Origin of the sequence: Methanomicrobium mobile BP (genome assembly GCF_000711215.1) — an archaeon.
Lineage (GTDB): Archaea > Halobacteriota > Methanomicrobia > Methanomicrobiales > Methanomicrobiaceae > Methanomicrobium > Methanomicrobium mobile.
In genome coordinates this window covers 48,766-62,224 of the sequence record NZ_JOMF01000005.1, presented here as the reverse complement: position 1 = coordinate 62,224, position 13,459 = coordinate 48,766, and the positions used below count along the sequence as shown (strand labels likewise).

12 protein-coding genes are annotated in these 13,459 nt (G+C 48.0%); 3 read left to right on the top strand and 9 right to left on the bottom strand.

Annotated elements, in window-relative coordinates:
- Positions 1-2: 2 nt before the first annotated feature.
- The 4 genes from T502_RS02555 to T502_RS02540 all read right to left on the bottom strand — a co-directional run bounded on the left by T502_RS02555 (position 3) and on the right by T502_RS02540 (position 5,016).
- Positions 3-491: an NADH-quinone oxidoreductase subunit B family protein gene (locus T502_RS02555; RefSeq protein ID WP_052359086.1), complete on the bottom strand. Its 489-nt coding sequence runs from the start codon at positions 489-491 to the stop codon at positions 3-5.
- Between the two features lie 3 nt (positions 492-494).
- Complete coding sequence (locus T502_RS02550; RefSeq protein ID WP_052359084.1) at positions 495-1,391, bottom strand: respiratory chain complex I subunit 1 family protein; 897 nt, start codon at positions 1,389-1,391, stop codon at positions 495-497.
- Complete coding sequence (locus T502_RS02545; protein ID WP_052359082.1) at positions 1,388-3,322, bottom strand: NADH-quinone oxidoreductase subunit 5 family protein; 1,935 nt, start codon at positions 3,320-3,322, stop codon at positions 1,388-1,390. Before T502_RS02545 ends, T502_RS02550 begins: the two co-directional genes overlap by 4 nt.
- A gap of 722 nt (positions 3,323-4,044) precedes the next feature.
- Entirely contained in the window at positions 4,045-5,016 is a 972-nt protein-coding gene (locus T502_RS02540; protein WP_042705568.1) for a PepSY domain-containing protein, read from the bottom strand.
- 147 nt (positions 5,017-5,163) lie between these two features.
- On the opposite strand from T502_RS02540, the gene T502_RS02535 reads away from it, so the two are divergent.
- Together T502_RS02535 and T502_RS02530 are read left to right on the top strand one after the other, a co-directional pair.
- Positions 5,164-6,036: a hypothetical protein gene (locus tag T502_RS02535; protein WP_042705567.1), complete on the top strand. Its 873-nt coding sequence runs from the start codon at positions 5,164-5,166 to the stop codon at positions 6,034-6,036.
- A 37-nt stretch (positions 6,037-6,073) separates the two neighbouring features.
- A complete protein-coding gene (locus tag T502_RS02530) occupies positions 6,074-6,904 on the top strand; it encodes a hypothetical protein (RefSeq protein ID WP_042705566.1) in 831 nt (276 codons plus the stop codon).
- A gap of 97 nt (positions 6,905-7,001) precedes the next feature.
- Here the strand turns inward: T502_RS02530 and T502_RS08510 are convergent, their stop codons facing one another.
- Entirely contained in the window at positions 7,002-7,538 is a 537-nt protein-coding gene (locus T502_RS08510; protein WP_052359079.1) for an ArsR/SmtB family transcription factor, read from the bottom strand.
- A 198-nt stretch (positions 7,539-7,736) separates the two neighbouring features.
- On the opposite strand from T502_RS08510, the gene T502_RS02520 reads away from it, so the two are divergent.
- The gene (locus T502_RS02520; RefSeq protein ID WP_042705565.1) at positions 7,737-8,618 is read left to right on the top strand and encodes a hypothetical protein; all 882 of its coding nucleotides are present in this window, start codon (positions 7,737-7,739) and stop codon (positions 8,616-8,618) included.
- Positions 8,619-8,754: 136 nt separating this feature from the next.
- Here T502_RS02520 and T502_RS02515 read toward each other — a convergent pair whose 3' ends face one another.
- From T502_RS02515 to T502_RS02500, 4 genes are all read right to left on the bottom strand, one after another.
- The gene (locus tag T502_RS02515; protein ID WP_042705564.1) at positions 8,755-9,204 is read right to left on the bottom strand and encodes a NusA-like transcription termination signal-binding factor; all 450 of its coding nucleotides are present in this window, start codon (positions 9,202-9,204) and stop codon (positions 8,755-8,757) included.
- Positions 9,205-9,495 (bottom strand): 50S ribosomal protein L30e, encoded by a 291-nt coding sequence (locus T502_RS02510; RefSeq protein WP_042705563.1) that lies wholly within the window; start codon positions 9,493-9,495, stop codon positions 9,205-9,207.
- Positions 9,496-9,610: 115 nt separating this feature from the next.
- Positions 9,611-10,771, bottom strand: a complete 1,161-nt coding sequence (gene rpoA2, locus T502_RS02505; protein ID WP_042705562.1) for a DNA-directed RNA polymerase subunit A'' — start codon at positions 10,769-10,771, stop codon at positions 9,611-9,613.
- The gene (locus tag T502_RS02500) at positions 10,768-13,449 is read right to left on the bottom strand and encodes a DNA-directed RNA polymerase subunit A' (RefSeq protein WP_042705561.1); all 2,682 of its coding nucleotides are present in this window, start codon (positions 13,447-13,449) and stop codon (positions 10,768-10,770) included. Before T502_RS02500 ends, rpoA2 begins: the two co-directional genes overlap by 4 nt.
- Between the last annotated feature and the right edge of the window lie 10 nt (positions 13,450-13,459).

Sequence of the window (13,459 nt, the reverse complement as noted above, 5' to 3'; positions counted from 1 at the left end):
CTTCAGTTACCTCCATCCTTTTTTGCGTCCGCATTCGCACCCGTGTCGGTGCCCTTTTTGCTCTCCGCCGCAAACGCCGCTCTCTTCTCCTCGAGAATGCCCAGAGCTTTCACGACGCCGTCGATGATCTGCTCCGGTCTCACCGAACAGCCCGGGACATAGACATCCACGGGGATGACCTGACCGACGCCGCCCGCGACATTGTAGCATTCCTTGAATACACCGCCGGAACAGGCGCAGATACCGACGCCGATAACGACGTTGGGCTTGGGCATCTGGTCGTAGATATTCTTAATAACCTGCCTGTTCTGCTCGTTGACACTGCCCGTGACCACAAAGATATCGGCATGCTTCGGATTGCCCGTATTCAGAATGCCGAAGCGCTCCACATCATACAGAGGCGTAAGACATGCCAGAACCTCAATATCGCAACCGTTGCAGCTTGAAGCATCGTAGTGTATAATCCATGGGGATTTCGTTAAACCTGACATTTTTCACCTCACAAAATACAGTGCAAACAGATTCAAAAATCCGAGCACCAGAGTAATCGCCCAGCATCCTTTGAAGACGAACTGCCACTTCGCCCTCGATGCCGCATTGTCTATGAATATCTCAAGCAGGTATACCGCCGCGATAACGACTATTCCTATAAGCGGAGCCGCAAGTCCGAAGAACAGGAAGAGGAATCCCAGCAGGAATACAAGCTCGTAAAGGTGTGCAATCTCGATCATGCCGAGCGTCGAACCCGAGAACTCGGTCGTAAGACCCTTGACAAGCTCCTGATGCGCATGGTGCGAGGTCGCGATGTCAAACGGCGACTTGCCGAGTTTTACCGTGAGGATATATACCATTCCTATGAAGAGACACGGAATCAGAAGAATCGGGGCAGTGCTCGAAACGATTATGCCGTAGGTCTCGAACGAGCCGGTTACCATGTAAAGACCGACCGCCGCCACTATAATCATCGGCTCCACCGACATGAGAGCAATCAGTTCCCTCTCGGCACCGACATGCGCATAAGGCGAACCCGTCGAGTAGGCGCCGAGTATGAGGAATACGTGCGCAAGCGTCAGCGCAAAGATGACAAGCAGCAGATCGCTGTTTGCAAAGAGCAGCATACCCGAGATTACTATGAAGACGAGGTAGGCGAAGACCCAGAAGTTCTCCGCGGTCGTGACCACCATCTTCTCCTTCTCGAAGAGTTTTTTTATATCGTAGAAGGGCTGTAAGACCGGCGGACCCACGCGTCCCTGCATCCTTGCCGTTATCTTCCTGTCAAGTCCCGTTATGATACCGCCGACGAGCGGTGCAAGCAGAATAAAGAGCAATGCTCCGATTACCTGCGAAATTCCCGATGTGAAGAATGCCGATGCGGTTGCCGTGTCAATCATAAGACCGCCCCCGATGTAAACGTGTAAACCAGTATTGCGGCAAGAACCGCGAGTATAAGCACGGAGATCACTATTCCGTATCTGCAGTTCTTTTCTTCGCCGAAATACTCCTCGATGTAGTAGTTGGATATGTCGGTCTTCATTGTGCGTCCGAGGCTGCCGGAGAAGTTAAGCTCCGCATCCACGGGTCTGCCGCTCATATACTGTCCCTTTATCGTTCTGCCGTTGCTGAAGTATGCCATCGAGAGCGGGAGGAGGACTATTGTTACGGTCATGATAAACATGGTTATGATGTCTCCCGAACTCAGCAGAACGGGCACGGCAGATCCCAGACTCTCGAGATAGGGTATTATGAGATCGTAGGATATCAGCGGGAAGAATATCGTCGCAAGCACGGTCAGTGTCGTCAGGAAATAGAGCGAGAACATCTCCTGCGGTGTTGCTTCGCGGGCAAGAGGAGTCTTCGGATGCCTAACTTCTATGAGTTTGCCCATCCATTTCGTCCAGAAGAATACCGTAAGGGCGCTTCCGAACGCTATTATCATGATATAGACCGCTCCGAAGGGCTTCATTGCGTCGATGAACGCAACGATTGCCGCCCACTTGGAGATAAGCATACCGAACGGCGCCAGGAACATGCCGGCAATGCCGATGAGCATCATCACGGATACCTTCGGCATCTCCGAGATAAGTCCCGTCATGTCCTCGATGTCGCGGGAGTGCTTCTGATGCTCGACCGAGCCGACCGAGAGGAAGAGGAGCGATTTTGCGACCGCGTGGAAGATTATCAGCAGAATTGCCGCCCAGATTGCCGCTTCGGTTCCGATACCCGCACAGGCAACCACGAGACCGAGGTTGGCTATGGTCGAGTATGCAAGGACTTTCTTGGCATTGCTCTGACCGATTGCGACCGCCGATGCTATGAGGAAGGTGATGCCGCCGACAAGCGAGAGCGCCATTCCCGTATAGGTCATCTCGTATATCGGCGCGAATCTGACGATAATGTAGACACCCGCCTTTACCATCGTCGATGAATGGAGGAGTGCCGATACCGGCGTGGGTGCCACCATTGCGCCGACAAGCCATGAGGAGAACGGATACTGTGCGGATTTGGTGAGTCCAGCAAATCCTATGAGTGCCGCGGGTATTATCGCAACGGCACTGCCGGATGCCAGCAGTTTATCCATGAAGAGATAACCGAAGTCTCCGATGACCGCGACAATGTAGAGTATCGCCGCGGAGAAGGCGATTCCGCCGAGCACATTGAACATCAGCGCCCTGAACGCATTGTTCCACGAGAGCTCGTCGCGTGCATATCCTATCAGAAGGAATGAACACAGCGAGGTTATCTCCCAGAACATGAGGAGCCATACAAGGTTGTTTGAGTATACGACACCGTACATTGCCGAGAGGAACAGGAAAATAAGGAAGAAGAAGAGTTTTCTGTGATCCTTTACATCCTTGTGCATCTCGTGATAGCCTCTCATGTAGCCGACCGAATATACACAGATAATGCCGCCTATAAGACCGATGATGAGCGTCATTATCATTGAGAATTCATCGGCAAAGAGCTCGCCTGCGGCGGGAAGGACGCCGCTGTGCATGAGATATTCAAGATAGAGCACGAATGCAAGCTGTATCGCACCGAGTGCGGTTACGATATACTTCCTGAATTTTAAGCTGATTGCGATGATAAACAGGGCAATCACGAGTTCCGCAACGAAAACGATGAGATCCACGGTTCCGTTGCCTATCGACACATACCGTATTCCTTTTCCGAAGGTCTCGATAAAGAGATATACCGAGCCTGCCGCGGTTATGAGTGCCGCAATCTTCACTATTATGTCACGGGCATTGCCGTTAGGAAGAATGAGCATCAGTAATGCGGCTATGAGCGGAAAAAGAATAAGGAAACATAACATATCCAACATCTAATCCTCTATTGTAAATATCGGATTTATCACTATTTATCATTTACAATTCATCACGTATCGGTTATGCCGCGATAATTTTCGGGATAACGGATTTTGCGGGATTTTCGGCACGCTTCCGCGTGAAAAATCAGTCGCGGATACAAAGTTCCTGAAAAAAATTCACAGTGTTACGTGCGCTTTTTTCGGCATAACTCCAAAGAATTTACAACATATCTTTTGCATACTTTTATTATAATAGAAGCATATTTTCGGCATATTTTTTGAAACATACTTCGGATTGTCGGGGCGGGCGGCGGGGGAGGTTGCGGGGGACGGAGGCGGGGTTGGGTGAGGGGGTGAATGGTGGGAACGGGGAACGACGGCAATATCATATGTTCGGATTTTCGGGCAGAAAGATTATGGATATCACAGCCAAGAAAATAGTATGAAAACTTTAGTCCTGTCCGATGCCGCGTATAATGAACTCTGTTCCCGTCGTATAGGGCGTGAATCCTTTTCAAAAACGATATTGAGGGAACTAAGACCGGCAGAGAAATGCGAAATACGCGAAGAACTGGAGCGATTGAGAAGAGAGCCGCGTTATTCCGCAGAAGAAGCCGAAAAAATATTGGGTACTTAAGGATATGCGATCATCCCAAACGCCGTTAAAATAAAGAAAATCAAAATTGATGCTCTTCAAATGCACAAAGCATCTGAAAAGCACAGGATCGTTTTTGCGATCAGTTATATCCGCTCTTAAGCATTATCTCGCCGGTTTCGGCGTCAATGAGGACAATGCCGCCGTATGACGTGTAATTGACAGGTTTTCCTTTCAGCGTCACGGTATAACTCAATGCGGGGCGACCCTTCTCGACATATTCCACTGAGAGCGTGCAGGACTTCTCGGTTATCTCAATGCCGGGGAACGCCTCGATTGCCTTTGCATAAGCCTCGTCTTCGCTCAGCTTCGGCGTCATCGTGCCCGTATAATCGCGGTTAAGCGCCATATACGAGAGAATTTCGCCGTTAACCGCGTCAACCGCGAGTGTGACAAGATTCAGAGTCTGAACGCCGTCAACCGACTCCCTCCAAGTGAAGATGTAATCCTTGCCCCCCGCCATGTGATCGTTATATTCCGAGTCGATTTCGACCGTATTCATCTTCACAAATTCGGGATACTTATCGGCAATATAGCGCCATGCATTCTCTTTTGCCTGATCAAGCGTTATTGCCTTCTCCTTTTCTCCGCCGCTCCTCTTGTCGTAGAATGAGATCATCTCCACATTGCCGTTATCTTTACTGACATATGCGGCGACTTTGCCGATTCCGTTGCCGCCGTCGACGTTATACTGATAATAATCCCCCTGACTGAAGTAGTCGACTTCATTTGCGAATTTTATGTCGGAGAGTTTCAGACTGTCATCGCCGATGAACTTCAATACGCTCTCTTTTCCTTCCTCAACGGTTATCTCCCCGCCGGCGTCACCGGCTCTAACTGTGCTTTCGGTACTCTTTCCTTCGTCGGCGGCGGTTGTTTTTACGCTCTCGCCGCTTACTTTACCCGCATCGGCACCTGCATTTCCGTTGTCGGCACCTGCGGATGCTGAATTTGACATGCTCACTGCCGGAATGCCGCAGACGACTGCAACCGCAGCAACGACAACAACGACAGCAACGACTGCCGCTGCCGCTATAATTACTCCTTTTTGCATTTTTATCCCCCTCTAAGATTCAATAATCTTCGGATAATACAATCTTTCAAACTTTTTAAGATATAAACAATGCTTAATCGTTCGGAAAAATACGGACAATCTCTAAAGTATTATAAATAGGAAAAATAGAGTCTGATAGGAGAAAGAATGAACTCAACTCACCTCAAAATTACGGCGATTATTTTAGCGGCATTTGTGATAATTATAGCCGATTTGGCATTTTTGGGTTTATTCGACAATTCTAAAAATTATGAAGCGTATTACATATTTGACCCATATTATGTTCTTGAAATGAAACCGGGAAATTACTTGCAGGGTGATGAAGTTCCCTTTGTAATCGATTATGACAGTTCCGATGACAAATGGCAGTTTCGCGATGCTGATGAATGGAATGCAGTAAGAAAAAACGTTTTCGCGGGATACCTTCTTTCGGATAAAATGCCATATTGTGTAAAACTCAAGGATCTCGATTGGTCTCAAGTTGACACAGCCAACAAAACCAAGATTCCGGAATTAAACCATACATTTAATTTTAGGGCAGATGACGGAATACTGAGATACAATATGTATTTCCGCAGCGCAATGAATGTCGAGTGTATTGAGACACTATCAAACATAACATACACTTTATCCAGACAGACTGTAACTGATAATTTAACGAGAGAGGAACTGAAGGACATTCCCGAAGAACTGATTTACAGCAAGGATAAATCAATCAGAATTTCAAATTTGCAGGATCATGAATCAACCACTGTTGAAGATGCATACAACCTGCCGACACCGAAAATCAACGAAATATATTACTTGAGAGTATCTTACAAGGGCATAGACTCAGTGGATGTTCCCGGCAGAACAATCCCGAAACCGGATTTTTATGATCCTATACGTACATCGGTATTCGTGATTAAAGACAACAGGACACGGTTTGACTCACCTTACAATGAATTTACTGCAAGCATATTGGAAACTCAAAAGAAAAGGAACACAATAAACGATACCCGCGGACAGGATAATCAGTAAGTATAGAACTGCCTAAAACAATCTGATAGGAGAAAGAATGAACTCAAAGTACCTCAAAATTACGGCGATTATTTTAGCGGCATTTGTGATAATTATAGCCGATTTGGCATTTTTGGGTTTATTCGACAATTCTAAAAATTATGCAACTGTTAACATATATACTCCGTATTATATTATTGAAATAGAACATGGAAATTACTTTAAAGCTGATGAAGTTCCCTTTGTAATAGATTATGATAACTCCACGGGCAAATGGACTTTTCGTGACGCGGACGAATGGAATGTCGTAAGAAAATACTATTTTGGAGGATACACGCTTTCTGAGGACATGCCATATACATACGACACGGAGAATAGTACCCTGAAGGAATTAAAATATACATATAACTACAGTGCAGATGGCGGAGTGTTGCGATATTTTTTGTATTACCACAACGCAATGAATGTCGAGTGTATTGAGGCACTATCAAACATAACATACACTTTATCACGACAGACTGTTACGGATAATTTAACAAGAGAGGAACTGAAGGATATTCCCGAAGAACTGATTTACTGCAAGGATAAATCGACTAGGTTTTCCAATTTAACACCATATGAATCAATCTGCATGGAAGATACGTATAACCTGCCGATACCGAAAATCAACGAAATATATTACTTGAGAGTAGTTTACAAAGGAATAGATTCAGTGTATGTTCCCGGCAGAACAATCCCGAAACCAAATTATCATTATGATACGCAGACATCGGTATTCGTAATTAAAGACAACAGAACACGGTTTGACTCACCTTACAATGAATTTACTGCAACCATATTGGATACTCAAAAGAAAATGTACACGACAACCCCTATAATCAAAAAATAGCCAGTCATACCTGAAAAATCCCGCAGGATGCCGAAAATAAAACCGTTAAACTGTTAAACTGCTCAACAGTTAATCCGTAAACTGTTAAACAGTCAAACTATTTTTCTTCCGTCAACTTTTTGCGCACAAGAGAATCGGCATAACTGCATTTATCGCGGTTATTTATCCGCAATGCAAGATATATCAGACATCCCGCAACAATCAGAAATATCTCGCCGCCGATGAGCAGTTCGGGCAGATGCTTAACGTGACCGCCGCCTTGAAACTCCATCCCCTTAAAGAAAAGCACAAGCATATAAACGCCATACAACCCGAAGAACACGGATGAAGATAACGCCAGAATAAATTTGAAACTCTGCTTGGGATGAAGAATACACTTTCCTTTCCGCGTCAGCGAATACATATGCCATTTGCGGCTCTTATCCGCGCTGACAATCCCCGCGTTTTCAAGAACGGAAAGATGCTGATGAAGCGTAGATTTGCCGATTGACAACTCATCCGCAAGCGTCGCCGCCGAAACAGTTCCCCCCGCGGAACCGTCAATCGCCCGCAGTATACTTATGCGGACATCCGACGACAAAGCACTCATATCGGATTTGTCAAGCGTAATTGCATCGGATGCCTCGGAATCCATAACTCATCTAAATATCTGTTTCATCATAATTAACTTAGTCACAATCGGGTCGGGCATTCACTGCAAGTCACGCCAGACACGACGCAGGATACGGACTGCTGACTGCTTCCAATTGATACAAAGAATGGATGTCCGTAAAAATACGGACAATCTCTAAACTATTATTAATGAGAAAAAGAGAGTTTTATCATAGAGAGTATGAATATAAAGCGCCTTCTGATTGCGGCGGTAATAATAGTCGTCTTAACAGTCATTTTAACGGAATTTGCAATTTTGGTTGCATTCGAGATTTCAAGCTCAAAGTCCACACATGAGTACTTTGAACCGTATTTTGTCATCGAAAAAAATCCCGGAGCACATTACAGTGACGATGACGTTCCGTTTATAATCGAGCATAACGCCTCCTCGGGCGAATGGCTGTTTCGCGACGCCGATGACTGGAATGTCATAAGAAAGGACTATAAATTTAATTATCTTCTTTCGGAGAAGATGCCTGCATTTGTGCCAATCGAAGAAGTGGATTATTCGGAGATTGACATTGCCAATAATACCAAGATACCCGAATTAAACTATACCTTCAATTTTAGGGCGGATGACGCGACATTAAGATATGATCTCTATTTCAGAAACGGAATGAACGTGGAATGCATTGAGGCATTCTCCAACATAAGATATAATTTATCGCGAAAGATTGTATCGGCGAATTTAACAAGGCGGGAAATTGATAAAATCCCCGAAGAACTGATTTACAGCAGGAATAAAACAGTCAGAATTGCCGATTTACCCGATCATACATCGACCTGCATCGAGGACTCATACAGCCTGCCGATACCGAAACTCAACGAAATTTATTATCTGAGAATATATTACAAGGAAATATACTCGGTGGATGTCCCCGGCAGAACAATATTCATACATAATTATGACACGCTGATAAACGAAACTTACACGATGAAGCCGGCAGTCTTTGTAATAAAAGACAGCAGGACGCGGTTTGACTCACCTTACGATGAATACACCGCAAACCTGTTAAAATACATGAAGGAATCCAACACAAAACTCTGCTGTTCATATGAATGATAAGATAATAATATAAACAGAGAATAAACAGAAAGCCAAGCGCTTGACAATAAGAAAGAAATTCAGCGCTGAAGATCAATAAAACCTAAAACAAAATTATTCACTAAGACAATTATTTTTCGATAAAAATGATTATTTACTGATTTTCATCAGTAAGGATCTGAACGCTCACAATGTCATGCTGGCGTTCGGCAAGCTTGTTGGCTTTAAAGATGTTCTTTCCGCCCTTGCCGATTGCGATACCGCGGTCTTCTTCCTCGATATCGACATTGGCGACACTCTCGCCCTCTTCGTTCTCGGTAATCTCGACCGACTTAACGCGTGCCGGAAGGAAACAGTTCTTGATAAACTGCTTTGCATCCTGCGAAAACTCGACTACCTCAATCTTCTTACCGAGATCCTCGGAAGCCTTCTTGATGCTTGCACCCTGCTTTCCGATTGCGCGACCCATGTCGCCGGGGTTGATAACGAAAATTAAGCGATCGTTCCTCTCATCTATGATACAGTCGCGGCTTCCCGCGCCGGTGATGTCCTCGAATTGCTTCATCAGCTGAAGACTCTGCTCGTTCAAGACAATCTCGCCCATTTAAGCCCTCTGGATTGAAAGGATATCCGAGTCGCCTGCATCGACAATAGCAAGAGCACTTACAAAGTGCGGTCTTCCGCATGAGATACCGAGAGCCTTGCTCGTACCCTCATAGGTGTAGACATTCGCATTCTTCTCCTTGAGGAATGCCGCGAAATCATCAGGGCAGTAGTTGCCGGCGACGACCACGAGTTTTGCTTTTCCGCTTGCGATGCATTCTTTTGTTTCATTCTGTCCGATAACGACGTTACCGGTTTTAATTGCCCGTCTTAATGACGTTTCGAAATCCATTGAAATTCTCCTAAATTTGAATCAATTTGGTAATTTTTGGTTGTGTGTTTTTCTTCATCATATCATTAGCGCCGAAAACCAAAAAAGGTTATTAAACCACTCGGTTTAAACCCCTTCAGTTCTTCTTCGCTATTAACTTTACATCACCGGTACCGAGCTGAATCGGCTGACCGACGATAACATTCTCGGTGACACCCTCAAGGATATCCGTCTCGTTGGCGACCGCCGCATCGAGAAGGTGGTTGACAGTGACCTCGAAGGAAGCACGGGAAAGGACACTCTCCTTCTCGCCCGCGATACCGTGACGACCGATCTGTTTAACCTCACCGTCAATGCACATCATATCGGCGACAAGCATGATATGCCTGACATCCACATCGAGACCCTGCTCGCGAAGTGTGTTCAATGCTTCATCTATGATGGCATTTCTGCCTGCCTCGATTCCGAGGACATCGGAGATTTCGGCGATGTTATTTGTTCTGGTTCTGGTGGTATCCACACCTTCAACCTCAAATACGTCCTTAAGATTAGACCCCTCAGTATATAGTATATACTCTTCGTTCTCTTTGCGGACGACAACACGCTCGATATCATCGATACCCTGAACGATGACCTTCCTCACGTTCTCGGCAAGGGCAAAGAGGTTCTGATAACTGTCCTGATCCTTCGGAATGAAGGTAAGACAGGCATCGGCAAGATCCTCCTCGCACTCGAAATCGCGGTAGTGGTTCTTGTCCCTAATCTTGCGGGGCGCACGCTCGAAGATCTCCTCGATGGTAATCTTCCTCTTCTTGCAGACGTCGCGGTTGATCCTGACACGGACCTTCATGTCGAGCATATCGGTGACAATCTCGCCGAACTCGCTGAGATGCGCCGCCTCAATCTGCCAGCTGACCTCACGCGCTTTTTCGCGGTCGCAGCAGTACTCGTCCTGAAGATAGATAGTCATCGAAGGCGTACTCGGTATCTTCCTTGCGTCCAGAATCTCGATGAGACGCGGCAGACCGAGTGTAACGTTAATCTCGGCCACACCCGCAAAGTGGAAAGTACGCATCGTCATCTGGGTACCCGGCTCGCCGATTGACTGCGCCGCTATGATACCCACGGCCTCGCAGGGCTCAATCCTCGAGTTCGCGTACTCGATGTTAATCCTGTCCATAATCGCGTTGAAGGTCTCGTCGGAGAGATCCTTCTCGCCGATATACGCAATAAGATCGTCCTTGGTCTTCTTCGGGAGGTCGGCAGCCTCGATAACATCAATCTGTGACTGTTTCATTTTCTGACCTCCTCTTTAAGAATACTCTCGACAATACCCTTCACGTCCACCGGGTCACCCGCACATCCCTTCGCGGGATCGGTCGAGTCCTCACCGTACTTGAACTGAATGATTCTGCCGCCGGAAGTCCTTACCGTTCCGTCGTAGCCGACCTTTAAGTCCTGAAGAGCATTGATCATACGTCTCTGCAGGTAACCGCTCTGAGACGTACGGACCGCAGTATCTACAAGACCTTCACGGCCTCCGATAGCGTGGAAGAAGAACTCCGTCGGAGTCAGACCGCTCTTGTAACTGTTCCTTACGAAACCGTGAGCCGTTGCTCCCTTGTCGCCCTTCTTGAAATGCGGCAGTGTCCTGCCCTCATAACCGCGGTTGATACGTGCACCGCGCACAGCCTGCTGTCCGACACAACCCGCAACCTGGGTCAGGTTAAGCATCGAACCGCGCGCACCCGAGACCGCCATTACCACGGCGCTGTTGGAAAGACCGAGGTGACCGCCCGCAATCTTACCGGTACTGTCACGTGCCTTACCCAGAACCTGCATGGTGTTCATCTCAAGAGTCTCCTCAAGGGTACGTCCCGGAAGCGGCTCCAGAGTGCCCGCCTCATACGACCTGATAAGGCGCTCGACATCGTCTTCAGCCTTGTCGAGAGCTTCGCTTATCATACCGTATTCGTTCTTTGTAAGGTCCTCGTCGTCGATACCGAAGGAATATCCGTCATACATGATACCGCGGATTGCAAGCTTCGTGACATCGTCGACGAACTGACGGCCTCTCTCGAGACCGTGCGTCCTGATGATTCTCTGAAGGATTACACCCGCCATCGCACCGATTGACTTCTTATCGATTGTACCGCATACGAGGTTGCCGTCGACAATCTTGACGTAGGCATCCTGAATACTGTTGTTGTTGTCCGCATTCGGAATCTCGGCACATTTCTCGTGCTTGCACTTCGCACAGTTCAGACACGAACTCGAACGATAGACCATGTTGAGGTCGTCGGGCAGGATCATCGAGAAGATCTGCTTGTTTGTCCAGTACTCGACGCCGTTCTCAACCTTGTCCGGTTTGGGAAGGTGCTCGGGCAGACTGTTCATCAGCAGATACAGAACCGCCGATTTGTTAAACCAGCGCTTCTCGTGCGTAAGCAGGAAAATACCCGAGATATGGTCGTGGATTGCGCCGATAACCGGACCGCCGAAACGCGGCGATAGAATGTTTTCGGTAACGCTTGCAAGAAGCTCCGCCTCCGCACGTGCCTCCTCGGTCTGAGGAACATGGAGGTTCATCTCATCACCGTCGAAGTCGGCGTTATACGGAGTACAGACCGCGGGGTTAAGGCGGAATGTTCTGCCGTTCATGATGACGATGTGGTGAGCCATGATACTCATCCTGTGCAGCGAAGGCTGACGGTTGAAGAGAACGACATCGTTGTTCCTCAACTGTCTGTCGACCGTCCATCCGGGCTCGAGCATCTCGGCGATATTCTCCTTCGTCTGATCGGTAAGGCGGACACGTCTGCCGTCGGGTCTGATGGCATAGTTCGCACCGCAGGGCGAGTTGAGCGTCGGGCGGTTGGGTCCCGTAAGGACCATTGCGCGGACCTCGTCGATATTGAACGGAGTAACGCGGATGGGGAAACTCATCTCGTTTGCGATGGCGAGCGGAACGCCTACCTGAGCAATCGAGATATTCGGATCCGGCGAGATAACCGTACGCGACGAGAAGTTGACACGCTTACCGGAGAGCGAACCTCTGAAACGTCCGTCCTTACCCTTAAGGCGCTGCGAGATCGTCTTGAGCGGTCTTCCGCTCCTGTGACGCGCCGGAGGACAGCCTGCGACCTCGTTATCCATGTAGGTCGTCACGTGATACTGGAGAAGTTCCCAGAGATCCTCGATGATCAGCTGAGGCGCTCCCGCATCCTGATTCTCCTTGAAACGCTGGTTGATACGGATGATATCGACGAGCTTGTGCGTCAGATCATCCTCGGAACGCTGACCGTTCTCGAGAATAATCGAAGGACGCATCGTGACCGGCGGCACCGGAAGGACGGTGAGGCATGTCCATTCGGGTCTTGCGACCGCCGGGTTGATTCCGAGAAGCCTTAAATCCTCGTCGGGGATCTTCTCGAGACGTGCCCTGATATCCGCCGGCGTGAGCTTCTGCTCGTTCTTCTTGCCGTTCTCGTCGAGCATTACCTCGGAGAACGTCGTCGGCTTCTCGAAGTTTATCTTGAGCTGCTGTTCGCCGCAGAACGGACATACACGCTCCTTCTTGATATCCTTCTCGGAGATTGTGTCGTCGTTCCTCTCATCCTCCGGACCGAGAACCTTGCTGATTTCATCGGTGCTCAGGAGAAGGCGACCGCAGTTTCTGCAGGTTACACGCAGAAGTTTCCTGATAAGCCTCGTGTAACCCACGTGAATAACCGGCTTGGCAAGCTCGATATGTCCGAAATGTCCCGGACACTCGCTCGCCTTGTTGCCGCATGTCTTGCAGCGGAGACCGGGGTCGATTACACCGAGGTGCAGATCCATAAGACCCTGGGGGTAGGGGAAACCGTCGTCATCGTAGGTATCCGCCCAGATGATCTTTCTGACACTCATCTTGCGGATGTCTTTGGGCGAAAGCAGACCGAACTCTATCTTTCCGACTCTCTTTGGACTTGTCATTTCTGTTTTC